General features: G+C 66.9%; 20 protein-coding genes. 11 read left to right on the top strand and 9 right to left on the bottom strand.

Annotation, left to right across the window (positions count from 1 at the left end):
• Nucleotides 1-19 precede the first annotated feature (19 nt).
• Nucleotides 20-1,438, bottom strand: coding sequence for an acyl-CoA reductase (locus AC0KVN_RS18335; protein ID WP_435568598.1), 1,419 nt, complete (start codon nucleotides 1,436-1,438; stop codon nucleotides 20-22).
• Nucleotides 1,435-2,820 carry a hypothetical protein gene (locus AC0KVN_RS18330; protein WP_435568599.1) on the bottom strand — a complete coding sequence of 462 codons (1,386 nt, stop codon included), beginning with the start codon at nucleotides 2,818-2,820 and terminating at the stop codon, nucleotides 1,435-1,437. Before AC0KVN_RS18330 ends, AC0KVN_RS18335 begins: the two co-directional genes overlap by 4 nt.
• Nucleotides 2,821-2,889: 69 nt before the next feature.
• Here AC0KVN_RS18330 and AC0KVN_RS18325 point away from each other — a divergent pair, with 69 nt between their 5' ends.
• The 3 genes from AC0KVN_RS18325 to AC0KVN_RS18315 are packed head-to-tail and all read left to right on the top strand — an operon-like array spanning nucleotide 2,890 to nucleotide 5,680.
• Entirely contained in the window at nucleotides 2,890-3,543 is a 654-nt protein-coding gene (locus AC0KVN_RS18325) for a TetR/AcrR family transcriptional regulator (RefSeq protein WP_435568600.1), read from the top strand.
• 50 nt (nucleotides 3,544-3,593) lie between these two features.
• Nucleotides 3,594-4,820, top strand: coding sequence for an MFS transporter (locus tag AC0KVN_RS18320; protein ID WP_435568601.1), 1,227 nt, complete (start codon nucleotides 3,594-3,596; stop codon nucleotides 4,818-4,820).
• Nucleotides 4,817-5,680 carry an SDR family NAD(P)-dependent oxidoreductase gene (locus AC0KVN_RS18315; RefSeq protein WP_435568602.1) on the top strand — a complete coding sequence of 288 codons (864 nt, stop codon included), beginning with the start codon at nucleotides 4,817-4,819 and terminating at the stop codon, nucleotides 5,678-5,680. Before AC0KVN_RS18320 ends, AC0KVN_RS18315 begins: the two co-directional genes overlap by 4 nt.
• Before the next feature lie 98 nt (nucleotides 5,681-5,778).
• On the opposite strand, the gene AC0KVN_RS18310 is transcribed toward AC0KVN_RS18315, so the two are convergent.
• The 4 genes from AC0KVN_RS18310 to AC0KVN_RS18295 form a co-directional block, all read right to left on the bottom strand.
• Nucleotides 5,779-6,714 (bottom strand): SDR family NAD(P)-dependent oxidoreductase, encoded by a 936-nt coding sequence (locus AC0KVN_RS18310; RefSeq protein WP_483656252.1) that lies wholly within the window; start codon nucleotides 6,712-6,714, stop codon nucleotides 5,779-5,781.
• 2 nt (nucleotides 6,715-6,716) lie between these two features.
• Entirely contained in the window at nucleotides 6,717-7,754 is a 1,038-nt protein-coding gene (locus tag AC0KVN_RS18305) for an NAD(P)H-dependent amine dehydrogenase family protein (protein ID WP_435568631.1), read from the bottom strand.
• Nucleotides 7,755-7,780: 26 nt separating this feature from the next.
• Nucleotides 7,781-9,970: a TonB-dependent receptor gene (locus AC0KVN_RS18300; protein WP_483656251.1), complete on the bottom strand. Its 2,190-nt coding sequence runs from the start codon at nucleotides 9,968-9,970 to the stop codon at nucleotides 7,781-7,783.
• 132 nt (nucleotides 9,971-10,102) lie between these two features.
• Nucleotides 10,103-11,767 carry an MFS transporter gene (locus AC0KVN_RS18295; RefSeq protein WP_435568605.1) on the bottom strand — a complete coding sequence of 555 codons (1,665 nt, stop codon included), beginning with the start codon at nucleotides 11,765-11,767 and terminating at the stop codon, nucleotides 10,103-10,105.
• A 160-nt stretch (nucleotides 11,768-11,927) separates the two neighbouring features.
• Between AC0KVN_RS18295 and AC0KVN_RS18290 the strand changes: the two genes are divergently transcribed.
• The gene (locus AC0KVN_RS18290) at nucleotides 11,928-13,184 is read left to right on the top strand and encodes an acetyl-CoA C-acetyltransferase (RefSeq protein WP_483656250.1); all 1,257 of its coding nucleotides are present in this window, start codon (nucleotides 11,928-11,930) and stop codon (nucleotides 13,182-13,184) included.
• Nucleotides 13,185-13,266: 82 nt separating this feature from the next.
• Nucleotides 13,267-13,731: a MarR family winged helix-turn-helix transcriptional regulator gene (locus tag AC0KVN_RS18285; RefSeq protein WP_004209468.1), complete on the top strand. Its 465-nt coding sequence runs from the start codon at nucleotides 13,267-13,269 to the stop codon at nucleotides 13,729-13,731.
• Nucleotides 13,732-13,845: 114 nt separating this feature from the next.
• Here AC0KVN_RS18285 and AC0KVN_RS18280 read toward each other — a convergent pair whose 3' ends face one another.
• Together AC0KVN_RS18280 and AC0KVN_RS18275 are read right to left on the bottom strand one after the other, a co-directional pair.
• Nucleotides 13,846-14,148: a hypothetical protein gene (locus AC0KVN_RS18280; RefSeq protein ID WP_004209466.1), complete on the bottom strand. Its 303-nt coding sequence runs from the start codon at nucleotides 14,146-14,148 to the stop codon at nucleotides 13,846-13,848.
• Between the two features lie 199 nt (nucleotides 14,149-14,347).
• Nucleotides 14,348-15,139, bottom strand: a complete 792-nt coding sequence (locus AC0KVN_RS18275) for an SDR family oxidoreductase (protein WP_435568607.1) — start codon at nucleotides 15,137-15,139, stop codon at nucleotides 14,348-14,350.
• Nucleotides 15,140-15,358: 219 nt separating this feature from the next.
• Between AC0KVN_RS18275 and AC0KVN_RS18270 the strand changes: the two genes are divergently transcribed.
• Genes AC0KVN_RS18270 through AC0KVN_RS18250 form a run of 5 tightly spaced genes read left to right on the top strand, consistent with a single transcriptional unit; the run spans nucleotide 15,359 to nucleotide 20,964 of the window.
• Nucleotides 15,359-16,585: a CaiB/BaiF CoA transferase family protein gene (locus tag AC0KVN_RS18270; protein ID WP_435568632.1), complete on the top strand. Its 1,227-nt coding sequence runs from the start codon at nucleotides 15,359-15,361 to the stop codon at nucleotides 16,583-16,585.
• 37 nt (nucleotides 16,586-16,622) lie between these two features.
• On the top strand, nucleotides 16,623-16,913 hold the full coding sequence (locus tag AC0KVN_RS18265; RefSeq protein WP_435568608.1) for a hypothetical protein: 291 nt from the start codon (nucleotides 16,623-16,625) through the stop codon (nucleotides 16,911-16,913).
• A gap of 10 nt (nucleotides 16,914-16,923) precedes the next feature.
• Complete coding sequence (locus AC0KVN_RS18260; protein ID WP_435568609.1) at nucleotides 16,924-18,420, top strand: class I adenylate-forming enzyme family protein; 1,497 nt, start codon at nucleotides 16,924-16,926, stop codon at nucleotides 18,418-18,420.
• Nucleotide 18,421: 1 nt separating this feature from the next.
• Nucleotides 18,422-19,576 (top strand): CoA transferase, encoded by a 1,155-nt coding sequence (locus tag AC0KVN_RS18255; RefSeq protein WP_435568610.1) that lies wholly within the window; start codon nucleotides 18,422-18,424, stop codon nucleotides 19,574-19,576.
• Nucleotides 19,570-20,964, top strand: coding sequence for an amidohydrolase family protein (locus AC0KVN_RS18250; protein WP_435568611.1), 1,395 nt, complete (start codon nucleotides 19,570-19,572; stop codon nucleotides 20,962-20,964). Before AC0KVN_RS18255 ends, AC0KVN_RS18250 begins: the two co-directional genes overlap by 7 nt.
• Here the strand turns inward: AC0KVN_RS18250 and AC0KVN_RS18245 are convergent.
• Nucleotides 20,926-21,987, bottom strand: a complete 1,062-nt coding sequence (locus AC0KVN_RS18245; protein ID WP_435568612.1) for an enoyl-CoA hydratase/isomerase family protein — start codon at nucleotides 21,985-21,987, stop codon at nucleotides 20,926-20,928. The two genes, AC0KVN_RS18250 and AC0KVN_RS18245, sit on opposite strands and share 39 nt — an antisense overlap.
• Here AC0KVN_RS18245 and AC0KVN_RS18240 point away from each other — a divergent pair.
• Nucleotides 21,947-23,518: a class I adenylate-forming enzyme family protein gene (locus tag AC0KVN_RS18240; RefSeq protein ID WP_435568613.1), complete on the top strand. Its 1,572-nt coding sequence runs from the start codon at nucleotides 21,947-21,949 to the stop codon at nucleotides 23,516-23,518. The two genes, AC0KVN_RS18245 and AC0KVN_RS18240, sit on opposite strands and share 41 nt — an antisense overlap.
• The last annotated feature ends 23 nt before the right edge of the window (nucleotides 23,519-23,541 follow it).

The following is a 23,541-nucleotide window of genomic DNA, read 5'->3' as shown; positions in this document are numbered from 1 at the left end:
CCCGCCCGGCCAGATAGGATCAGGCGTCCTCGTCGCTCATCCAGTGGACGAAGCGCTGGAGCGGCAACATGCCGTCATGGGCGCCGCCCATCACATGCTTGGCCGCGCCACCGAGCCGCACGACCCGCTGCGCCCCGGCGCTGGCGAGGCGGTCGCGCAGCGCCAGTTTGCGCTCGGGCGGATAGATGCCGATCGTCTGGGTCGCGACATTCACATAGCGGACCGCCGCATCGAGCGAGGCGACATGGACGACATTGGCGGTCTTGTTGCTCGGATGGAAATCGACCGGCTCGTCGGTCAGGATGACCAAGCCCCGGCCGTCCGGCTTGCCCCAGACTTTGGTATCGTCGCCCATCAGCGTCAGCATCTCGATCTCGTCGCGCACCTCGACCGGCAGCGGATGTGCGACCGCGGACGCCGTTTCGCGATCGAGGCCAAGCTTCTCCTGCAGCTTCGCGCAGAAGGCCTCCACCCCGGCCCGGTCGCCCTCGACGAAGATGAAGCGGCTGGCGAGGCAGGCTTCCTGATTCATCGTCGCGACGTCGGTTGCGGCGGCATCGGCGACATCCTCGATGACGGCGGGATCGAACCCTTCCGGTCCGATCATCGAGATTGATGTCTTGGGATCGAACGACACCATCTGGATGCCCGGCCCCAGATATTTGATGACATTCTTGATCGCATCGCCGCCACCCCAGGCGACGATCTTGTCGAAATATTGCGGCCGATAGAGCGTCCCTTCGATCCGCTCGTCACCGCCGCGCCAATAGACCGCCGACATCGACCGGACGACCGGATGATTAGGATCGACATCAGCCATGGTGCGCAGCATCGCGACACAGGTGAACGGGTCGCTCGACGGCATCTTGAAGACGTTGACCGCCTTCACCAGCGCGCCCTGCGCAATCGAGGAGATGCAGCCGGTGGGCGAATTGCCCGCCAGCATATGCACCATGCGCGGCGGGAAGGCGCGCAGCGCGCCGCGATTGCCGTGCATGTCGGTGCGCTCCACCCAGCGGTCGAGCGCGGCAGGATTGAGGAAGCTCGATTCGATGCTGCAACGCAGCCCCTCGGGCGTCAGGAAATGCTTGGCCCGGCGGAACAGATTTTCCACCACCCGGCGCGGCAGCGGATTGACCTTGACCGTATGTTCCAGCGCCGCCTGCAGATAGGGATTGGTCTCGAAATCCATCCGCTGCCCGGCCTCGACCAGGAAATCGATGATTTCGCTGACCGGCACGTCGAGCAGGGGCGGCAGTTCGGATCGCGGCGCGACCAGCGCATTGAGGTCGATCTGCGGCGTCGCGAAATCGACGCCCAGATCGCGCGAGCGATGGCGCACCGCCCCGCCCTCGACCAGTTTGCCGCGCACGAAATGATCGACGCGGATCGGTTCGGCCGCCGTTTCGACTGGGGCCGTCTGTTCAAGCACGCTCATGCCACACCTCGCACATAGGCATCGACGGTGCCCGCGCAGCCGATCTTGTCGTCGCCATCCAGATCGGCATAGCGGGCAATATTGTCGCGAATGGATGGCCCGCTATTGCCGCAGGCACAGGGACTGTAATCGACCGATATCCGGTCGCCGGTGATGACGCCGCCCCAGCGGCCGTCGAGCGACAGGTCGAAGAAGGCGGCCCGCCCCTCGACCTCGCCATCATGATCATGGGTGATCAGCGCATCGCCATCCTTGTCCAGGATCATCGGCACGATCCAGGGCGGCACATGATAACGCCCGCCCTCGCGGCATTTGGGCATGCCGCTATTGAGTTCCTGCATCGAATAATTCTGGAAATGCCGGCCTTCGGGAATGTTGAAGGTTTCATGCACGAACTGCTGATAGTCGTCCGGCAGTTGCGCGCGCTTGAGGCCACCACCGATATAGATGCAGTTGTCGGGGTTGAAATCCTTGGCCGAATAGCCGCGCTCCCGCACCGCCTTGGCGACATGGTAGAGCGCGTTCCACATGCCCGCGATATAGAGCTTTTCGGCGCGATGTTCGATCATCGCATCGGCGGCGATATGGACGGCGGCGTCCATCGCCTCCTGCCGGAAGCGGGACGTTTCCTCGAACTCGGCAATGTCGCCGGGCAGCGCGCTGCCGTCCGCCATCGCCTTGCGCAGCACGACCATGCGGGTCAGCGAGCCGACGGTGATCGGCGGCACCGGATATTGGAACATCGCCTTTTCCGGATCGCCAAAGGCCGCGCGCTGGGCTTCCCCGATAATCTCGTTCTTGGGTACCTTGGCGACCGGGGCCAGCCCCATGATGCGGCGGTCCTGCGCCGGCTGCACGCCCGATCCCCAGGCAAAGACATTGACGGTATCGACCTTCGACCAGTCCATGTCCGCTTGCGACGCGATCAGCATCGCCGACTTGCCGGTGGTGCCGCTGGAGCAGGAGACATAATGGCCCGCTGCCTGCAGCCGGGCGATCCAGTCATCGACATCGGTGATGCCATCGAGGTCGATGTCGGTGACCGGATGGGCGGAAATGGTGTTGAGCCACTGGGTCAGCTTGTCCCAGCGCTGCTGCATCAGCCAGTTTTCGGGGTAGCTCTTGTACGCCGTATGCGGGAACAGCAGCTTCACCGCGTCGTCGAGCGAGGTGACTTCGCTGATCCCCGCTTCCCGCGCGCGGTGGCCGAGCAGGCGGATGCCATCCTTCTTTTCCTGGAACCGCTCGTTCAGCGCCGCGATCTGCGCGTCGCGCAATTCGGCGTGGGGAATGTTGAATCGATAGTCCGAACTGACCAGTCCGGTGAGGCGATCGGCCTGCGCGCCCATATCCTGCTCCTTGCCCTTGTGGCTCCGGTGCATTAATGACACCTGGTGCGTATCATTATGCATGATTCGCAAAAGGCGGCAAGGGCCATAATGATGCTGGTCATGGACACTCCGATTTCAGATCCCCGCCCCGCCGCCGGGCGCCCGACCCGCGCGCAGGCGCAGGCACGCCAGGCCGAAATGCTCGACGCCGCGCTCGACATGTTCCTCGACAAGGGGTTCGAGCTGACGACGATGGAGGCGGTGGCCGCCGCCGTGGGCATGACCAAGCGCACCATCTATGCCCGCTATCCCGACAAGGGGGCGCTGTTCATGGCCGCGGTCGGCCGGGCGATCGCACGCACCGCCACGCCGCGCGCCGCTCTGGAGGCGATCGCTGGCGACGATCTGGAAACCACGCTGGTCGCGATCGCCCGGCTGCGCATCGCCGACCTGTCGACACCCGAGGGCGTTCGGCTGCGGCGGATCATCACCACCGAATCCTATCGTTTCCTCGATCTTCTGATGCTGTCCTACAGCCAGGGCGCCCAGCCGGTGCACGACCATCTGGCCGACCTGCTGCGCCGCCATGATAGCGCCGGGGCGATTTGCGTGGACCGGCCGGACATGGCAGCCAGCCTGTTCATGACGATGGTGCTGGGCGGGCCGATCCGGCTGGTGGGATCGCCCCAGCCGATGAGCGCCGCCGAGGTGGATGACTGGGTGCGGGCCGCCGTGCGCCTGTTCCTGAACGGCATAAGGACCAGATCGGACTAGTAACCCGGACCACCCGCAAGAGGGGGCCGGCACCAGATGAGGAGAGGGATATGGGATCGGCCTATTGGGGTGAGTTGCGGACGCATTGGCGCCCCCTGCTCGCCGCGACGATGGGACTGGGCTTCGGCATCGGCCTGTCGGCCTATACGATGAGCCTGTTCGCGCCGAAGATGATCGGCGAGTTTGGCTGGGCAAAATCGCAATTCGCGCTGCTCGGCAGTTTCGGCCTGCTGATGCTGATCATGCAGCCGATCACCGGGCGGCTGACCGACCGCTTCGGCGTGCGCGCCGTCTCCGCCGTGGGCGTGCTGGCCGGGCCACTCGCCTATCTGGGCTTCGCCTTCCAGCCCGGCAGCATCCGCGCCTTCTTCGCCGTCGCCGTGCTGCAGATCATCCTTGGCACGCTCACCACATCGCCGGTCTATACCCGCATCGTCGCCGAACGGTTCGAGCGGGCACGCGGCCTTGCCTTCTCGATCGTGATGACTGGTCCGCCGCTAGTCGGCGCGGTGATCGCCCCGCTGCTCGGCGGGTTCATCGAAAGCCAGGGCTGGCGCAACGGCTATCTGCTGATGGGCGGCGTCACCCTGGTGTTCGGCCTGATCGCGGTGCTGCTGACCCCGGCGCATATCGGCGTGCATCCCCATGAGGAGGTCGAGGAGGCAGGGGCGCCCGCGCCGGTCGGCAGCCGCGTCATCTTCCGCAATCCCGCTTTCTGGGTGCTGATCGTCGGCATGGTACTGGTCAATTTCCCGCAGGGCCTCGCCTCGGCCCAGATGAAGCTGGTGCTGATGGACAGCGGCGCCGCGTCGCAGACCGCGACCTGGCTGATTTCCATCTATGCCATCGGCGTGCTGCTCGGCCGCTTCGCCTGCGGCCTGTCGCTCGACCGGATGCCGCCGCACCATGTCGCCGCGCTGGCACTGGCGATGCCGGCGATCGGCATGGCGCTGATGGCCTCGCCACTGGATGCGACCATTGTCCTCGCCCTCTCCGTCGCGATGATGGGGCTGGCGCAGGGGGCGGAGGGCGACATCGCCGCCTATCTCGTCTCGCGCCGTTTTGGCCTGGGCGTGTTCAGCCTGGTCATGGGTTTCGTCGGCGCGGCGATCGCGGGCGGCGCTGCGCTGGGATCACTGACGCTCAGCCTCACCCTGAGCATCTGGGGCAGCTATGCGCCGTTCCTGGCGCTCAGCGCCTGCGTCACCCTGGCCGGCGCTGCCCTGTTCCTGACCCTGGGGCGCCGTCCCCCCACTATGGAGCCCGTCTACGCATGAGCGACACCCAACGCATCGCGATCGTCACCGGGGCCAGCGCCGGCGTCGGCAAGGAAGCCGCCCGCGCCCTGCTGCAACAGGGCTGGCGGGTGATCGGCATCGGCCGCGACGCCACCCGCTGCGTCGCCGCAGAGGCCGATCTCAGGGCCGAGGCCGGCGGCGATTTCACGATGCTGCGCGCCGATCTTTCCTCCATGGCCGATACGGCGCGGGTCGCGCGGGAGATCGCGACGCTTGCGCCGGAGATCGACGCGCTGCTCAACAATGCCGGCGGCGTGGTGGCGGAACGGACGATCACGCCCGAAGGGTTCGAGGCGACCTTTGCCTCCAACCATCTCGCGCCCTTCCTGCTGACGCAGAAATTGCTGCCCAATCTGCGTGCTGCCGCCGCTAGGCGGGGGCCGGGCGCAGTGCGCGTGATCGCCGTGTCCTCGACCGGGCATGAACAGAGTCCGGGCATCCAGTGGGACGACCTCAGCTTCGCCAATAATTTCGTCGGTGGCGCGGCCTATTGCCATGCGAAGCTCGCCAATATCCTGTTCACCCGCGAACTGGCCCGCCGTGTCGCCGATGACGGCATTATCGCCCACGCCATGCATCCCGGCGTGGTCGCGAGCAATTTCGCCAGCCACTGCGACGCGCCGATGCAGGCCTATATGGAATCGATCCTCGACCGATCGGTCACGCCCGCCCAGGCCGCCGACACATTGGTCTGGCTGGCCAGTGCCGAGGAGCCGGGGCGCAGCAGCGGCCGCTATTTCCATCAGCGCGCGGAACTGACGCCATCGGCGGCCGCGCAGGATGATGCGCAGGCATTGAAGCTGTGGCAGGTGAGCGAAGCGATGGTGGCGGGTTTCTAGAGCATCCTCCGATTAGGTTAAATCGGAGGATGCTCTAATTTCCTTTGGTTTGCCGCATTCTGCGAGTCGTCGGCTGTTCCAGCCGACTTCAGAATGCTCTAGCCCCGCCCCTCGGCCACGATGCGGAACTCGTCGAAGATATCGGTCGGGATGGCATAGCCGGCGCCATCGTCGCGGATCCTGTCGATATGGGCGGCAACATCCTCGGCCGTCGGCGGTGCGTCCAGCCCATGATCCCATCCCGTGGTGGCGCCGACGAACACCCGTGCGATCCGGCCGCCGAGCGCGGAATAGATGCTGTGGGTCGAGGTGCAGCGATCATGCGCCAACCAGGCGACGAGGCCGGCGGTGAAGCGTGGATCGAAGCTGGGGCCGAGCGCCCGGCCCCAGGGATTATGGCCGAGCGTCCCCTCGCTCATGCCCGCCGACATGCGGCTGGCGGCATTGGGCATTACCGCGTTGCAGAGGATGCCATGCGGGCGCCCCTCCTCCGCCAGATTGTGCATCAGCCCCATGACGCCGCCCTTCGCCGCGCCATAGGCGGACAATTGCCCCATGCCCAGCATCCCGCCGCCCGATGTGGTGAGCACCAGCCGGCCGCCGCCCTGCGCCCGCATATGCGGCCAGGCGGCGCGCGCGACATTGAAGGAACCGCGCACATGGACGGCGAGCAGCGCATCGAGATCGGCCGCCGTCAGATCCTCTACGGGCGCAAAGCGCATATTGCCGGCATTGGCGATCACTGCGTCGATCCGGCCGAAACGGGCGATGGCGAGGTCGATCATCGCCTGCGCGCCGTCGGGCGACGACACATCATCGCCATTGGCGATCGCGATGCCGCCCGCCGCGACGATTTCCGCCACGACGGCGTCGGCCATGGTCGCGGACGCTCCCTCCCCCGTCACCGATCCGCCCAGATCATTGACGATGACGGCACCGCCCCGCGCGGCGATGTCCAGCGCATAGGCACGGCCCAGGCCCCCGCCCGCCCCGGTGATGAGGATGGTGCGGCCGGTAAAGTCGATCCTGTCCATGCTCACCCCAGTTGCGCGATGATCTGCGGCAGATCGGCGGTGGTGCGGATGCCCGGCGGCGCATCGCAGACCGCCGGAATGGCATTCACCGCGCGATGGGCCGTCAGGCCCGGCGTGAAGGCGGCATAATCCTCCGGCGCGACCGGGAAGCTGATGTTGACGTCGAGCGGCGTGTCGCCCTGCACCTGGATACGCCAGCCGGACTCGCGCAATTCCCAGTCGGGCCGGTCTATGTCGCGGGTGCAATACCAGTTGGCGCGGAAGCGCAGCACGGCCTTGTCGCCCCGCATCCCCGATATGGTGATGCGCTGGGCGCCGACGGTGCCGGCGGCGATCGTGCCGGCTGCGATCGTCACGTCGCGGGTCGCCGCCGCCATTTCGCCGAATGCCTCCCACCGGTCGACCACGATGCCGGCGGCGTCGGCCAGTTGGGCGAGCGAGCCGGCGAAATCATGCTTCACATAATCGACCTTGCGCTGGTCGAATTGCGTCGGCGCGACACCATAGCCCATGATGTTGAACAGCAGGTCGGGCGAATCCCGGCTTTCCATGTCGGCAAACTCGTCGATCGTCAGGCAGTCATGCCGGCGCGAGAGCGAGAGCAACGGAATGGTCAGCGCCTCGGTCACGAAACCGGGGCTGGAGCCGGTGCTGTAGATCGAGCTGTTGCCGGCCTGGCAGGCCGCCTCGATCCGGGCGCGGACATCCGGATCCATGGAGGCGGGATGATGGAAATCGCCGCGCGTGGTGACGACATTCTTGCCCGATGCCAGCAGCCGGCACAGTTCGTCGATGTCAGTCCCCTGCCGCATGTAGAGGACGCAATCGGCCGGGGTTGCGACCAGTGCGTCGACATCGCTGGTGGCGGTAATGTCCTGCGGCGCGGTGCCGGCGAGCGTGCCGGCGTCCTGCCCCGCTTTCGCCGCCAAACTGACCCAAAGACCGGCCAGGTCCAGCCCCGGATGCTCGATCACCGCGCGCAGGGCACGGCCGCCGATATTGCCGGTGGCCCACTGGATCACCCGATAGTGCTTGCCCATCGCCATCCTCTCCCTTGCCGCCCGGATCAGAATTTGACGCCGGCCTGGACGCCCCAGGTCGCGGGTGCGCTCCAGACATTGCCGATCCCGAAATTATTGCTGAGAACCTGGGTGCGGTAGCGGCTGTCGGTGACATTGTCGCCGAAGACGGCCAGCGAAAAGCGGTCGCTGGCGTCGGTCCATTCCGCGCGCAGCGCCAACACCTCATAGCCCTTCTGCGCGAACTGGGTGCCGGACGGGCCGAAATAGAATTTCGAGGTGTAATAGAGATTGCCCGACAGGGCGAGCGAGCCACCCGCCAGGTCCAGCGTGTAGCGCGCGCCGACATTGCCGGTGAAATCGGGCGTACGCTGCATATGCACATCGTTGAGCTGGGTCGGCACGACGACGAAGCTGATCCCCTGCGCCGCGCAGGCGGCCAGGGTGCAGCGCGTATAGATCGGCGCATCCTCGAAATTGGTGTAGCGCGCATGGGTATAGGCGGCGCCGACATTGAACTGGAACCGGTCGGTCAGCCGATAGGAGAGCTGGCCTTCCAGACCATAGATTTCCGACGAGGCGGCGTTGATGATCTGGGCCGAGGGCGGGTTGCCGCGATAGAGCGACACCTGCAGATTCTTGTAATCATAATAATAGGCCGACAGGTCGACCGACAGGCGCCGGTCATCATATTTGAAGCCGACTTCATAGGCGTCGATATCCTCCGGCGCGACCTTGTTGCCGGTATTGCCGCCGACGTCGAGAATGCCCGATTTGTAGCCCTTGCTATAGGAGGCGTAGACGCTCGATTCCTCGCTGGGCTTGTAGCGCAGCACCGCGCGCGGCGTGAACTTGTCGCCATTGAGGTCCGGCACATAGGTGCGCACGCCGGAGAAGGGGATGATATAATAGGCGTCGCCGATCCTGTCGTGGCTGTAGCGCCCGCCCACCGTCAGGAACAGGTCGGGCGTGAAGGCATAGGTGAGGTCGGCAAAGGCGGCATAGGATTTGCTGTTGGTGCCCGAACCGCCCAGCGCAATGCTGGCAAGCGGATCGCCGGCGGTCGGCGTGCCGACCCGCGTGCCCCATGTATCCTTGTTGTTGAAGTAGAAGAGACCCGCGGTCCATTGCAGCGGTCCGCCCGGCTTCGAGGTCAGCAGCAATTCCTGCGAGAAGGTCTTGCTGCGCACCGGAATGTGCAACAGGAAGATGTTCGCTGCCGTGCTGTCCAGATCCTCGACGATCAGCGAATTCTCGTCGCGATACTGGGTGTAGGAGCTGAGGTCGGCGAAGCCCAGATCCGCCTTCAGCGTTGCCTGGATCACGTCATTGTTCGACAGGAACTCGGTCGGGCCGCCGGTCGCCACTTCATCATGTTTGGTCGCGTAGAGGCTGGGCGGCAGGTTGGTGCCCGCGCCGCCAATATCGTCACCGACATAGATATTGGTGTTGAGCAGGGTCGGATCATCGGTGTCGCTATGGGTATAGCGCAGCAGCAGCGACACGGAATCGCTGATGTCCGCCTTGATCCCCGTCCGCACCGACCAGTTGCTGTAGCGCCCGTCCCGGTCGCTGCCGGTGGTGATATTGTGGACGAAGCCGTTGCCGCGCCGGAACAGCGCCTCGACATCCATCGCCACATCCTGGACCACGCCGAAGGTGGCATAGCCCTGCACCGCCAGACTGTTGAAGCGGCCATAGCTGACCTTGAACTCGCCCGCACCGTCGCTGCTGGGATCGGCCGTGGTCAGCAGGATCGCGCCGCCGGTGGTATTGCGGCCGAACAACGTGCCCTGTGGTCCTTTCAGCACCTGCACGCTTTTCAGGCTCATCAGCTGAAAATCGGCGGCCAGCGGGTTGGGCGAGTAGAAGCCGTCGACATAGATGCCGACATTGGCGCCGCCGCCCGAACTGGCGACCGCCGTGCCGACGCCGCGAATGGTCGGCTGGACGAAGGCGGCCGCGCTGTCGAAGCGCAGCGCGGGGGTGACGGTGGCGATGTCAGTGAGCTGGCTGGCGCCGGCGCTGGTGAGCTGATCCTGGGTGACGGCGGTGATGCTGATCGGCACGTCGCGCGACAATTCGGCACGGCGTTGCGCGGTGACGATAATGAGGTCGCTGTCATCCTGGGCCGGCGGCGGCGCAGCCTCCTGCGCGACGGCCAGTTGCGACACGGTGGCCAGCAGCATGGCCGCGCCAATGCCCGACGAACGAATAAGCGTCTTCCGATGGATCATCCTTGCCTCCCATGATCGGTGCCGGTGGTCCGGCCTTCCCTATGGGCGGCATGATAAGGCCGAGAACCGCGGTCTCGCGCGCAGATAAGCGGCTGGCGGCTGACTCATCGCCTCGGCGTTGCCGCGCCGCATTCAGGGGCCAAGATATCCGATCGTATCCTGTCGCGGATCGGGCGAGTCCGCACGCCAGCGGACCGATCCGAACGGCCGCTCCAGCCGCCGCCGCACCCGCACCTCGCCCGCCTTGCGGTCGAAGGCGCGCGCCACCTGCTGCGCCAGCTTGTCGGCCTGGGTGAAACGATCGCGCATATGGAGATAATCGCCCCAGGTCGGGCATTGATAGCGCTCGGTCCACAGCGCGGGATTGGCGATGTCGCGCGCGATCGACCAGTTGAAGCCACCATTGCGCATGCGGGTGCGCTGCACCTCCACCATCGCCGCATAGAAATCGCGCGCCTGGTCGGGATCGACATCATAGTCGATCTCGATGATGACCGGGCCGGAACGACGGGTGAGCGCCATGCCGACTTCCGGTTCGCCCGCAATGATGAAGGGCTCGACATCCGCCTCGCTGGTTTCGGGCAGTGGCAGCAGCCAGCCCAGCAACGGCAATATGGCCAGTGCCAGCCCCGATCCATAGAGGGCGACATCGACCGACCAATGTTGCGCCACCAGCCCCCAGAGCAGCGCGCCGATCGCGATGCCGCCGGTCAGCGCCGAGGAGAAGAGCGACAAGGCCCGCGCCGTCACCCAGCGCGGCGCCGACAGCTGCACCGACACGTTGAACAAGGCGATGGTCAGGATATTGGCGCCGCCCGCGACCAGCAGTGCAAGGCAAGTCAGCGGCACATGGCGGCTGACCCCGACCAGCGCGAGCGCGATGCCGCTGACCAGCGCCAGCACGGCGGTCGTCCGCTGCGTTCCGAAGCGATCGCGGCATGGCCCGACCAACAGTGCCCCCAGCACGGCCCCCACCCCGCTGGCGCCCAGCAACAGACCATAGATGCTGGCATCGCCGCCCAGCAGATCCTTTGCCACCAGCGGTGCCAGCGCGGACGCCGACGCGCCGGCCAGTCCGAACAGGAAAGCGCGCAGCAGCACCGTGCGGATCGCGCCGGCATGCAGCGCATAGCGCATGCCCGATACCATCGCCCGGTGGAATTGTTCGGGCGGCAGGCGCGCGGGCACATGACGCCGCTGCCAGACGAAGAAGGCGAGGAACAGCGGCAGATAGCAGATGGCGTTGATCGCAAAGGCGGCATGGGCGCCGGCCGCCAGCACGATGATGCCACCCAGCGCCGGGCCGAAGCTGCGCGCGACATTATAGCTGATCGTGCCCAGCGCGACGGCGGCGGGCAGCAGGCGCGGCCCGACCTGTTCGCTGATCGACGCCTGCCAGGCCGGCGAATAAAGCGCGACGCCGGCGCCGATCAGCGAACAGAAGGCGAGCAGCATCCAGGGCGAACTGTGGCCGGTCCAGGCCAGGAAGGTCAGCAGCGCGGCGCAGGCCATGGAAAAGGCCAGGCCGCTCATCGCGATCCGGCGGCGGTCGAACATGTCGGCAAAGGCGCCGGCGGGCAATGTCACCAGCATCAGCGGCAGCATCAGCGCGGTCTGCACCAGCGCTACCATGCTGGGCGACGCGCTCATCCGCGTCATTTCCCAAGCCGCGCCAACGCCCAGGATCAGCTGGCCGAAATTGGAAAGGAGGCTGGCGGTCCAGATGCGGCGGAACACCGGTTCGCGCAGCGGCGCGAAGCTGCCGCCCGTCGCCTGCGCGACTTCGCCTTGCGCCATCCGTCTCCCTCCTCATCATCTGCATGCCCAGCCTGCACCAGCCGGGCGACGCAGGCCAATCCGCGCGCGATCAATCGCCTGTGCGATTGGGGGCCGTCCCGCTTCCATGCGATAGGATGCGAGAGCCGCGCCTGCGGCAAAAGAGACCGGGAGAAGATGCTTGACCGACGCCTATATCATTGATGCCGTCCGCACCCCGCGCAGCATCGGCAAGATGGGCAAGGGCGCGCTGTCGCACATGCACCCGCAGCATATTGCGGTGGCGGTGCTGAAGGCGCTGAAGGATCGCAACAATCTGAACACCGCCGATGTCGACGACATCATCTGGGGCACCAGCGCGCAGATGGGGCTGCAGGGCGGCGACCTTGGCCGGATGGCGGCGCTCGATGCGGGCTATGACGTCAAGGCGTCGGGGGTGACGCTGGATCGCTTCTGCGGCAGCGGCCTCACCGCCACCAACCTGGCCGCAGCGCAGATCATGTCGGGGATGGAGGATCTGGTGATCGCCGGCGGGACCGAGATGATGTCCTATGTCACCTGGTATGGCCAGTCGCTGCGCGAAGCGGGCGTGAAGGCCGCTGGCGGCCTTGGCACCGGCAATATGCGGTTGCAGGACAAGCATCCCCAGTCGAACCAGGGCGTCGCCGCCGATGCGATCGCCGCGATGGAAGGGATCACGCGTGAAGAGCTGGATGCCTTTGGCGCCGAAAGCCAGCGCCGCGCCGGCATCGCGCTCAGGGAAGGTCGCTTCGCCCGGTCGACCGTGCCGGTGCATGACGAGGATGGCAGCGTGGTGCTGGACCATGAGGAATATCCCCGCCCCGACACCACCGCCGAGCAGCTTGCCGGGCTGAAACCCGCCTTCGCCGCGTTCATGGACATGCCCTCGCGCCAGGATGGGCCGACCTTCCGCCAGCTCATCAACCAGAAATATCCCGATCTGGCGATCGAGCCGCTGCATCATGCCGGCACCTCGTCCGGCGTGGTCGATGGCGCGGCCGCGATCCTGCTGGCCTCTAAAGCCTATGCCGACGCCCATGGGCTGAAGCCCCGCGCCCGCATCGTCGCGACCGCCAATGTCGGTGACGATCCGACGCTGATGCTGAACGCGCCGGTCCCGGCCGCGCGCAAGGTGCTGGCCAAGGCCGGCCTGACCGTGGCCGACATCGACGTGTTCGAGGTCAATGAAGCCTTCGCCGTGGTGACGGAGAAATTCATCCGCGATCTGGGCGTCGACCGCGCCAAGCTCAATCCCAATGGCGGCGCGATCGCGCTCGGCCACCCGATCGGCGCGACCGGGGCGGTGCTGATCGGCACCGCGCTCGACGAGCTGGAGCGCAGCGGCGGTCGCTATGCCCTGATCACCATGTGCGCGGCTGGGGGCATGGCGCCCGCGATCATCATCGAACGTGTCTGATCGGATCGTCCGGCCGCCGCGCTGCGCCGAACAGGAGGAGGCTGCTTTCGTTTCGCCGCGATGGCGCTATGCTGCGCGCACAATGGAAAGCCTGCAGGACAAGACACTCGCCGACAACCCGCCGGCGCTGATGCGCAACGCGACGATGAAGCTGACGATCATCGCGCGTCAGCTGCGCGCACATTTCGACCAGAGCGTGGTGCGACTGGGCGTCACCCGCTCGCAATGGACGGTGATCGCGGCGGTCGCGCGCTATCCCGGCACGACCCAGCGCCATATCGCCAATCTGCTGGAAATGGCCGAGGCATCGGCCGGACGGCTGATCGACCGGCTCTGCGCTGACGGCCTGCTGGAGCGGCGGCAGAAGGATGATGATCGGCGCGCCCATGCCGTATTCCTGACCGAGCGCGGCCAGGCGATCACCATGCAGCTGTCGGGCATCGCGCAGGAGAATGAGGAGGTCGCCTTTGCCGGCTTCTCGGCCGAGGATTTGAAGCGCCTCAACAGCCTGCTCGACACGATTTCGGAAAATATCGTCAAGCCCTGAAGGCCGCCGCCGTCCCGGCGCCCCACCCTTCCCGGACATAAAAAAGGGCCGCCCTGTGATGGGGCGGCCCATTCGCTATCGGCCGGCGCAGGGGAGGCCGCGCCCGGCGATCTCTTAGTGCGCGGTCAGCAGATCCTTCTTCGACAGGCTGGTGGTCAGCTTGCCGTCGGCGGCGGTCAGGCTGGACGCCGGAACATTCACCATCTTGCCGTTGAGGATGATCTGCGCATTGCCATCGGCCGCGACGCGATAAATGGCGGCCAGACGATCGCCGCTGGCGGTGTAGAGCATCTTGCCCTTGTAGTCGGCGGCAGCGGTGGCCGCGCTGATCTGGACGGCTTCGCCGGCGGCAGCAACCTGCGGCAGGGCGGCAGCGGCGAGAGAGAGCGACAGGGCGATCTTGGCGAAACGAGTCATGGCACAACCTCTTCAACTAAAAACGGGTCGGGGAACTATATCCCCTTAACACTAAGCTAGGTTAGCTATTGCCGGCGATAATGTCAACCTAGCTTAGTATTTATTTTTGCACGTGCGAACAGCGGCTTGAGCGGGCAGACAAAAGGCCGCGTCCATATGGAACGCGGCCTCTTCGTCCCATGGACGTAGCCCCGGTGATTCAGCGCGGCGGAAAGCGAATCGCGCCGTCGATCCGGAACAGCTGGGCATTGATGTAGCTGTTGCGCGTGATCTCCAGTGCCAGCCCGGCAAATTCCTCGGGCTTTCCAAGGCGCTTGGGGAAGGGGACGCTGTTGTTCAGGCTTTCGTACATGGCCGGATTCATATCCTTGAAGCGCAGCATCGGCGGCGTCGCAAAGATGCCCGGCATGAGCGCATTGACGCGAATCCCCAGCTCCATCAGGTCGCGCGCCATCGGCAGCACCATGCCGTTGACCCCAGCTTTCAGCGAGCCATAGGCGACCTGGCCGACCTGCCCATCCTGCGCCGCAGCACTGGAGGTCAACAGGATGCTGCCCCGCTCGCCATCCTCCAGCGGGTCGAGCGCCGCCATGCCGAGCGCCGCGATCGAGGCGATGCGATAGCTGGCGACCAGCACGCCTTCGGCCGAGATCGCATAATCCTGCGTCGACATGCGCTTGAAGCCGCCGGTTTCCTTGTCCTTCGACACGGTCTTGCCTCCCTTCGACACGACCGCGCAATGGACCAGGATGCGTTCCTGCCCCTGCGCCGCCCGTGCCGCGTCGAAACCCGCGAGCACGCTGTCTTCCGACATGATGTCGACCTTGCAGAAGGTGGCCCCGACCTCCGCCGCGATCGCCTGGCCGCTATCCTCGTTGATATCGAAGATCGCGACCTTCACGCCGGCTTCGCGCAGCGCCCGCACCGTCGCCAGCCCCAGGCCCGACGCACCGCCGGTCACCACGGCGGACAGGGAAGAGTCGAGTTTCATGGCATGTCTCCCACATCTGTTTTCGGACCGGCTATGGCACAGCAACAAGGCGGCTCAACCCATGACCCAGCCGACGCCGGCAATATCGCTGCGGCGCTAGGGGGCCGGGGCGCATCGCGATAGCGATAGCAGGCCCGCCGGACTTGCGGCGACCGGCGCAGCTTCTACCCTTTCTCCAACAGGTCGCATCATGCGGCGAATGAGGGGATGGCTGATTTTATGACCCAGGTGATGAAGGGGGTGCGCGTTCTGGAAGTGGCGCAGTTCACCTATGTGCCGGCTGCCGGCGCGATCCTGGCCGACTGGGGCGCGGACGTCATCAAGATCGAGCATCCGGTGCGCGGTGACACGCAGCGCGGGTTCCTGAACATGGGCGGGGTCCAGCTCGACCCGCTGCGCCACACCTTGTTCGAGCATCCCAATCGCGGCAAGCGCAGTGTCGGCATCGACCTGTCGACGGAGGAAGGCCAGGCCGTGCTTTATGAGCTGGCCAAGAGCGCCGACGTATTCCTGACCAACTATCTTCCCCAGGTGCGGCAGAAGAACAAGTTCGACATCGAGCATATCCGCGCGGTCAATCCGAACATCATCTATGCCCGTGGCAGCGCGCTGGGCAACAAGGGGCCCGAGCGCGAGGTCGGCGGCTTCGACGGCACCTGCTTCTGGTCGCGCAGCGGCGTTGCCCATGCGATGACGCCCGAGGAACTGCCCGGCCCGCTGACCCAGGGCATTCCAGCCTTTGGCGATTCCATCGGCGGCATGTTCATTGCCGGCGGCATTTCCGGCGCGCTGTTCCACCGCGAAAAGACCGGCGAGGCGGTCGAGCTGGACGTTTCGCTGCTGTCGAGCGCATGGTGGGCATCGGGCGCGCTGATCGCGCAGGTGATGGAGACCGACATCCTGACCCGCAACGGCATGCCGAGTTCCGGCGGGTCGCTGCGCAACCCCTTCATGGGCAATTTCCGCACCTCGGACGGCGGCACGATCAACCTGTGCATGGTCAGCCCAACCGGCCTGATCGCCGACACCTTCGCCCATGTCGGCGTGCCCGAGGCGGAGGACGATCCGCGTTTCAAGGATGTGCTGGCGCTGATCGAGAATGCCGGCGCGGCCAGCGACATATTGGTCAAGGCTTTCGGGGCGAAGCCCTTCGCCTATTGGCGCGAGCATCTGAAGACGATGAAGGGGCAATGGGCGCCGATCCAGAGCTTCAAGGATCTGCTGACCGACGAGCAGGCCATCGCCAACGACATGATCATCGAGGTGGAGGGCGCCGATGGTGGCGCGCCGCTGCGGCTGGTGCGCGGGCCGGTGCAGTTTGACGGCCAGCCGGTGCAGACCACGCGGTCGCCCCAGGCGTCGGAGCATACCGAACTGGTGCTGATGGAACTGGGCGTCGAGTGGGACCAGATTGAACAATGGAAGGCCAGCGGCGCTATTGCCTGAAGGGGCGGACGTCGGGGGACTGGAAGGCAGGAATGATATGAAACCGGGTACGAAACTGAAAAGCGCGTTGTGCGACACCGAAGTGATGGTGATCCGCAGCGGCGCCGGCACGATCGAATGCGGCGGCAGCGCCATGGGCGAGGCCAAGCCGGAAGCGGTCGGCACCCCCGCCGCCGATTTCAGCGCCGGCACGCTGATGGGCAAGCGCTATGTCGATCCGGCCGGCAATTTCGAATTGCTGTGCGTCAAGCCGGGCAAGGGTTCGCTGTCGGTCGACGGCGTGGCGCTGAGCCCCAAGGACGCCAAGCCCCTGCCCGCTTCGGACTGACGCCCATCCCATGAACATCGCCCTGTTCCTCGAAATGGCGGCCGATGCCGCGCCCGACCGCATCGGCCTGGTCTGTGACGGCCAGCGCTGGAGCTATGCCCGGCTGCTGGCCGGCGCGCGCGGCGCCGCCGCGCTGATCCGGAACAGTGGCTGCAGCCATGTCGCGCTGTTGGACGAAAGCAGCGAGGCGGCGGCGATGGCGCTGTTCGGCGCGGCGATCGCCGGCGTGCCCTATGTGCCGCTCAACTATCGGCTGGCCGACGCCGACCTCGCCGCACTGCTGGCGCGGATCACGCCGGCGCTGATCGTCGGCGATGTCGCGCGGGTCGAACGGCTCTGCCCCTCGGCCGACAACAAGGTGCTGGCGCGGGCCGACTTCGTGACCGCCGCGCTGGACGCTGCGGCCGATGCGCCGACCGAGGCGGACGAAGGCGATGGCGTCGCCATCCAGCTGTTCACCAGCGGCACCACCGCCGCGCCCAAGGCAGCGATCCTGCGCCACGCCAATCTGGTGTCCTATATATTGGGTACGGTCGAGTTCGGCGCCGCGCCGGAAGAGGATGCCGCGCTGGTGAGCGTGCCGCCCTATCATATCGCCGGCATCGCCGCCCTGCTCAGCTCTATCTATGCGCTGCGCCGCATATTGCTGCTCCCCGCCTTCGATCCGGCCGCCTGGCTGGACCTGGCGGCGGGCGAGCGGGCGAGCAATGCCTTTGTAGTGCCGACCATGTTGTCGCGCATCATCGAGACGGTCGACAAGGGTGTCCGCCCCGACCTCAGCAATCTGCGCGCGGTCGCCTATGGCGGCGGCAAGATGCCGCTGGAACTGATCCAGCGCGCGCTCGATCTGTTTCCCAATACCGGCTTCACCAATGCCTATGGCCTGACCGAGACCAGCTCGACGGTCGCCCTGCTGGGGCCGGACGAGCATCGCGCCGCCCATGTCGCGACCGATCCCGCCGCCCGCGCCCGGCTGGCGTCAGTCGGCCGGCCGCTGCCGACGGTCGAGATCGAGATTCGCGACGAGGATGGCCGTTGCCTGCCCGCCGGCGAGCCGGGCGAAATCTATGTTCGCGGCGACCAGGTGTCGGGCGAATATCGCGAGCGCAGCGCGCTCGATGCCGATGGCTGGTTCCCGACCCGCGACGCCGGCTATATCGATGCCGAAGGCTATCTGTTCCTGTCGGGCCGCGCCGACGATGTGATCGTGCGCGGTGGCGAGAATATCTCGCCCGGCGAGATCGAGGATGTGATGCTGGCCCTGCCCGCCATCGCCGAAGCGGCGGCGGTCGCCATCCCGTCCGCCGAATGGGGCGAGGCGGTCGGCCTGATGGTGGTCGTGCGCGACGGCCATGCGGCGCCGGCCGACGAGGAGCTGAAGCAGGTCATCCGCGCCCGGCTGCGTTCTTCGCGAGTGCCCGAGCGCGTGCTCTTTGCTAAGAGCCTGCCCTATAATGAAATGGGCAAGCTCCTCCGCCGGGAAATCAAGAAGCTGTTCGCAGCCTGACATGGCTCTCGCCCTGCCGCTTGCCGGCTGGGCCGAGGCGCAACTGGAGGCGATCCGGGCGATGGCGGGAACGCCGGCGCTGGCGGGTTTGAGCGGCGCGCAACTGCTGGGCGAGCGGGCGGCGCTGAACGGTTTTTCGATACCGGGGCGGCGCTCGGCCGGGGGTGGATGCCGGCTCTACGACACGATCGACGGACAGGTCGCGCTGACCCTGGCACGGGCCGACGACCGGGACTTGATGCCGGCTCTGTTCGGCGATGTCGGCATCGAAAGTGACAGCGATATTGTCACGGCTTTCGCTACTGCGCAGACCAGCGCGATCGTGACACAGGGGCGTCAACTGGGCCTCGCGATCGCGGCGATCGACGAGGTGCCCGCCAGCCCCACCTGCCGCCTGATGGTGACAGGGGGTGAGCGGCCGATGCGCGACGGGCCGCCGCTGGTGATCGACCTGTCGGCGCTCTGGGCCGGTCCGCTGGCCGGGCATCTGCTGGGGCTGGCCGGCGCGCAGGTCGTCAAGGTGGAGAGCCGCAACCGGCCCGACCGGATGCGCGCGGGCGATCCGCTGCTGTTCGCGCGGCTGAACCAGCATAAGGCCAATGTCGCGATCGACCTGCGCGACGCGGAGGATCGGGCGGCTCTGATCGCGCTGATCCGCCGCGCCGACATGGTGATCGCGGCCGCCCGCCCCCGCGCGCTGGCGCAATTGGGGATCGATGCCGATGCGCTGGTGCGCGACGTGCCGGGGCTGGTCTGGGTGACGATCACCGGCCATGGCGCGGAGGGCGACGCGGTCCACTGGATCGGCTTTGGCGATGATTGCAGCGTCGCCGGTGGGCTGAGCGCCGCATTGCGACAGGCGCGCCGGCGGATCGGCTTTGGCGGCGACGCCTGCGCCGACCCGATGACCGGAATCCATGCTGCCCACCTGGCGCTGGCACAGTGGCATAAAGGCACAGGCGCGCATCTGCTGCTGTCGATGAGCACCGTGGTGGCCGAGGCGATCGACTGGGAACGGGCGCGTGATGCGGCCGGCTTTACCGCGACGCTGCAACGCTGGGCCGAGGCCGAGGGCCTTGCCTTTCCCGCCATGGCGGCGCGAACCACGGGACCGGTCGCGGCGCTGGGGCAGGATAATGCGGCCTGGCTATGCTGATCCGCGACGCCGAACTATGGGGCGTGGGCCGGGCCGACCTGCGCATCGCCAACGGACGGGTCGCGGCGATCGGCGTGCTCGCCACGCTCCCCGGCGAGCCTGTGGTCGCCGCGCACGGCGGCGCCCTGCTGCCCGGCCTGCACGACCATCATATCCATCTCGCCGCCCATGCCGTTGCCCGCGCCTCGCTGCCCTGCGGACCGCCGGCCGTGACCAGCGAAGCCGATCTGGCCGCCGCGCTGGGCCAGCCTGGCGAGGGCTGGCTGCGCGGCATCGGCTATCATGAGAGCGTCGCCGGACTGCCCGACGCGCGGACGATCGACCGATGGCAAGCCGAACGGCCGGTGCGCATCCAGCATCGGTCGGGGCGCATGTGGCTGCTCAACAGCCGGGCGCTGGAGCTGTTGTTGACGCTGGACGCGCCGCCGCCGGGGCTGGAGCGGATCGACGGGCGCTGGACCGGACGCTTGTTCGACGAGGATGGCTGGCTGCGCCGGGTGCTGGGCGGCACGCCGCCGGCCCTCGACACGGTGGGGCGCGAACTGGCCCGCCATGGCGTCACCGGCGTTACCGACATGTCGCCGGGCAATGACGGCGCGAGCCTTGCCTGGTTCGCCGCCGAGCGGGCAGCCGCGCGTCTGCCGCAGCATCTGGTTGCCGCCGGCACGCTGGCGCTGGGGGATGCGCCGCCCCCGCCGGGCATCGCGGTCGGCCCGGCCAAGCTGCATCTGCATGAAAATGCCCTGCCCGACTTCGACCAGTGCGTTGCCTTCCTGCGCGCAGCCCATGATCAGGGCCGGGCGATCGCCAGCCATTGCACGACCGAGACCGAACTTGTCTTCACCCTCGCCGCGCTGGCACAGGCCGGCGCGCGGCCGGGCGACCGGATCGAACATGCCGGCATCACCCCCGATGCGCTGCTGGAGCAGATGGTCGAATTGGGCGTGCAGGTGGTGAGCCAGCCGCATTTCATCGCCGAGCGCGGCGATCAGTATCTGCGCGATGTCGAACCGCGCGAACGGCCCTTGCTCTATCGGCTGGGCGCCTTCGCCCGCGCCGGGCTGGTGCTGGCGGCGGGGAGCGACGCGCCCTATGGCGTCGCCGATCCCTGGGCGGCGATGCGCGCGGCGGTTTCGCGCGAAACGGCTGGTGGTGCGGTGATCGGGCAGGACGAGGCACTGACGCCCGAGGCGGCGCTCGCCCTCTATCTCGCCGATCCGCTGGATCTGCGCCGGCAACGCAGCATGGTCGTCGGCGCGCCGGCCGACCTGTGCCTGCTGGATCGTCCCTGGGCGCAGGCACGAGACCGCCTAGGGGCGGAGGATGTCGCGATGACGTGGATCGCCGGATCAGTCGTCCATGATCGTGTCGACCAGACCCCAGCCTAGCGCCGTGCGGACGTTGATCCGTTTGCCCGAGAGGATCATCAGTGCTGCGCGTTGACGCCCGATCCGGCGGTTGAGCGAGACGCAGCCGCCTGCGCCAGGAATGATCCCCATCGCCAGTTCGGGCAGATGGAACCACGCATCGGCGCTGGCTGTGATGTGCCTGGCAAAGGCCGCCATTTCGAGCCCGGAGCCGACACAGCCACCCTGCACATGGACCGACAGCCGATCCGCGCAGCGCAGCAGCGCATGGGCGGGCAGCGTCTGCATCCTGATATCATGGGCGGCGGCGGGATCGAGCGTGGTGCCAAATTCGCTAAGGTCAGCCCCGGTGCAGAAGCTGCGCCCGGCGCCGCGCAGGCAGACATGGGTGATGTCAGGATCGAGCGCAGCAATGTCGAACGCCGCGCGCAGCCCGTCGCGCAGATCGCGGTCGATGGCATTATGGGCATCGGGCCGATCGATCAGGATCGCCAGCCGGTCGCCATCCCGATCGACCTTGATGGCGCCGGGTGCCTGCGCAGGCGCGGGGACTTGCGCGGCCAGCCAGCGGGCATGGCCGGCGCTGCCCTGAAGCAGGCCATAAGCGAGCGATTCCGCGACGAGCGCCTGGGCCGGGTCCAGCCCGTCGATCAACCGCAGCAATTGTACCAGCACCCGCGCCGCTTCCGGCTGCGCCATGATCTGCTGCGTGATCGTGGCGAGCGACACCGGCAGTTCGATCAGCGCATCAAGCCGCGACGCAAGCGGGTGAGTCGGGTCGCCGATCCCCAGCAAGGGAAAGGGTGGCAGGTGCAACGGCGCATCGCTGCGCGGCGCGCGGTCGAGATCGACCAGCCCATAGGGCTGCGCATCCCCGGTCCAGGGGAGCGTCAGGCCATCGGGGTCGATCAGGGCGGCAGGGCCGGGCATGGGCGGCAGGGTAGGACCGGGCCGAAGCGCGGCAAAGGCGGCCGCAGCACTGATCGCCAGGGCGTTGCGGACAATGGCTGACCAGCGCCGCGCCCTGCCGCAATATCGCGCCATGGAGACGGATCACCCCAGTCTGCGCGCGCTCGCCACCGCCGCCCTGCAACGGCCCGCCGATCAGGCAGCGATCCTTTATGAGGGCGAATGGATCGCTTGGGGAGCGCTGCGCGCAGTAGCCGAAGAGATCGATGCGGCAATGGATGCGAGCGGCATTGCGGCGGATGCCCCGGTCGCCTTCGTTGCGCGCAATCGACCGGCGGCGCTCGCCGCGCTGCTGGGCCTGATTGCGCAGGGGCGGACGATCCGCATGATCTATGCCTTTCAGTCGGACGCCGCGATCGCCCGCGACCTGACGCGGATGGCCCCCGCCGCGCTGGTCGCCTTTGCCGAGGATATCGGGCCGGAGATCCGGGCCGTGCTGGCGACGGAAGGCATCGCGGCAGTCGCGATCGACGGCATGGCCGCGGCTGCGCTGCCGGGTCATGAATATGCCTCGCCAGAAGTTCAGCAGCGTCAGGGCCCGGCCGCGCCGCAGATCGAGATTTTGACCAGCGGCACCACCGGACCGCCGAAAAGTTTCTCCGTGCCTTATGCGCTGCTGGAACGGCATTTCCTCTCGACCCCGCTGACCCGGCAACAAACGGACGATCCCCAGGCCGCGGCCCCCTTTCTCCTCTATTTCCCGCTCGGCAACATCACCGGCCTCTATTCGACGCTGCCGATGCTGCTGCGCGGGCAGCGGGTCGAGCTGCTGGAGCGCTTCTCGCTCAGCGCCTGGCATGCCCATGTGCGGCGCTGGCGGCCCAGCCATGGCGGCCTGCCGCCGGCCAGCGTGCAGGCGGTGCTGGACGCCGACATAGCGGCCGAAGACCTCGCTTCCCTGCGCGCGATCGGCTGCGGCGCGGCGCCGCTCGATCCCGGCGTGCAGCAGGCGTTCGAGGCGCGCTACGGCATTCCCATCCTGCTCTCCTATGGCGCCACCGAGTTCGCCGGCCCGGTAGCGTCGATGACCGCCGCGCTCCATGCCGAATGGGGCGCCCGCAAGATCGGGTCGGTTGGCCGCGCCATGCCGGGTGTTGAGCTACGCGTCGTCGATCCAGATAGTGGCGTCCCGCTACCACCCGACACCGAAGGTCTGTTGGAAGTCATTGCGCCGCGAATCGGCCCGGACTGGATTCGCACGTCCGACATCGCCCTGATCGACGCCGATGATTTCCTGTTCCTGCGCGGCCGGGCGGACGGCGCGATCATCCGCGGCGGCTTCAAATTGCTGCCCGAGTCGATCGAACGCGCGCTGATGCTGCACCCGGCCGTCACCGAAGCGGCGGTGACAGGCATGGCGGACCACCGGCTGGGGCAAGTGCCGGCGGCCGCGATCCGGCTTCACACCGATTTTGCTGCACCCGCCGTCGCAGCATTGGAAACGCATGTGCGCCAGCATCTCCCCGCCACCCATGTTCCGGTAAAATGGCTGTTCGTCAGGGACTTGCCGCGCACCCCGTCGCTCAAGACCGATCGCCGTGCGCTTCAGGCGCTGTTTGCGAATATGTCGCCGGAAACGGAGAATGAGACAGAGAATATCACATAAACGAGGGCATCTCATTTTTTGTT

The sequence above is a fragment of the Sphingobium sp. SG1 genome (assembly GCF_057063145.1).
The sequence above is the reverse complement of the archived record's forward strand: the minus strand, read 5'-3'. Positions and strand labels throughout refer to the sequence as shown.

What these genes read in the sequence shown, in the direction of transcription:
- AC0KVN_RS18310 (WP_483656252.1), bottom strand. Translation starts at nt 6,714, where the DNA reads ATGGACAGGATCGACTTTACCGGCCGCACCATCCTCATCACCGGGGCG.
- AC0KVN_RS18275 (WP_435568607.1), bottom strand. Translation starts at nt 15,139, where the DNA reads ATGAAACTCGACTCTTCCCTGTCCGCCGTGGTGACCGGCGGTGCGTCG.
- AC0KVN_RS18255 (WP_435568610.1), top strand. Translation starts at nt 18,422, where the DNA reads ATGGCTCTCGCCCTGCCGCTTGCCGGCTGGGCCGAGGCGCAACTGGAG.
- AC0KVN_RS18315 (WP_435568602.1), top strand. Translation starts at nt 4,817, where the DNA reads ATGAGCGACACCCAACGCATCGCGATCGTCACCGGGGCCAGCGCCGGC.
- AC0KVN_RS18330 (WP_435568599.1), bottom strand. Translation starts at nt 2,820, where the DNA reads ATGCACCGGAGCCACAAGGGCAAGGAGCAGGATATGGGCGCGCAGGCC.
- AC0KVN_RS18320 (WP_435568601.1), top strand. Translation starts at nt 3,594, where the DNA reads ATGGGATCGGCCTATTGGGGTGAGTTGCGGACGCATTGGCGCCCCCTG.
- AC0KVN_RS18245 (WP_435568612.1), bottom strand. Translation starts at nt 21,987, where the DNA reads ATGGCGCGATATTGCGGCAGGGCGCGGCGCTGGTCAGCCATTGTCCGC.
- AC0KVN_RS18300 (WP_483656251.1), bottom strand. Translation starts at nt 9,970, where the DNA reads ATGATCCATCGGAAGACGCTTATTCGTTCGTCGGGCATTGGCGCGGCC.
- AC0KVN_RS18265 (WP_435568608.1), top strand. Translation starts at nt 16,623, where the DNA reads ATGAAACCGGGTACGAAACTGAAAAGCGCGTTGTGCGACACCGAAGTG.
- AC0KVN_RS18305 (WP_435568631.1), bottom strand. Translation starts at nt 7,754, where the DNA reads ATGGGCAAGCACTATCGGGTGATCCAGTGGGCCACCGGCAATATCGGC.
- AC0KVN_RS18285 (WP_004209468.1), top strand. Translation starts at nt 13,267, where the DNA reads ATGGAAAGCCTGCAGGACAAGACACTCGCCGACAACCCGCCGGCGCTG.
- AC0KVN_RS18335 (WP_435568598.1), bottom strand. Translation starts at nt 1,438, where the DNA reads ATGAGCGTGCTTGAACAGACGGCCCCAGTCGAAACGGCGGCCGAACCG.
- AC0KVN_RS18250 (WP_435568611.1), top strand. Translation starts at nt 19,570, where the DNA reads ATGCTGATCCGCGACGCCGAACTATGGGGCGTGGGCCGGGCCGACCTG.
- AC0KVN_RS18325 (WP_435568600.1), top strand. Translation starts at nt 2,890, where the DNA reads ATGGACACTCCGATTTCAGATCCCCGCCCCGCCGCCGGGCGCCCGACC.
- AC0KVN_RS18295 (WP_435568605.1), bottom strand. Translation starts at nt 11,767, where the DNA reads ATGGCGCAAGGCGAAGTCGCGCAGGCGACGGGCGGCAGCTTCGCGCCG.
- AC0KVN_RS18260 (WP_435568609.1), top strand. Translation starts at nt 16,924, where the DNA reads ATGAACATCGCCCTGTTCCTCGAAATGGCGGCCGATGCCGCGCCCGAC.
- AC0KVN_RS18270 (WP_435568632.1), top strand. Translation starts at nt 15,359, where the DNA reads ATGACCCAGGTGATGAAGGGGGTGCGCGTTCTGGAAGTGGCGCAGTTC.
- AC0KVN_RS18240 (WP_435568613.1), top strand. Translation starts at nt 21,947, where the DNA reads ATGGCTGACCAGCGCCGCGCCCTGCCGCAATATCGCGCCATGGAGACG.
- AC0KVN_RS18280 (WP_004209466.1), bottom strand. Translation starts at nt 14,148, where the DNA reads ATGACTCGTTTCGCCAAGATCGCCCTGTCGCTCTCTCTCGCCGCTGCC.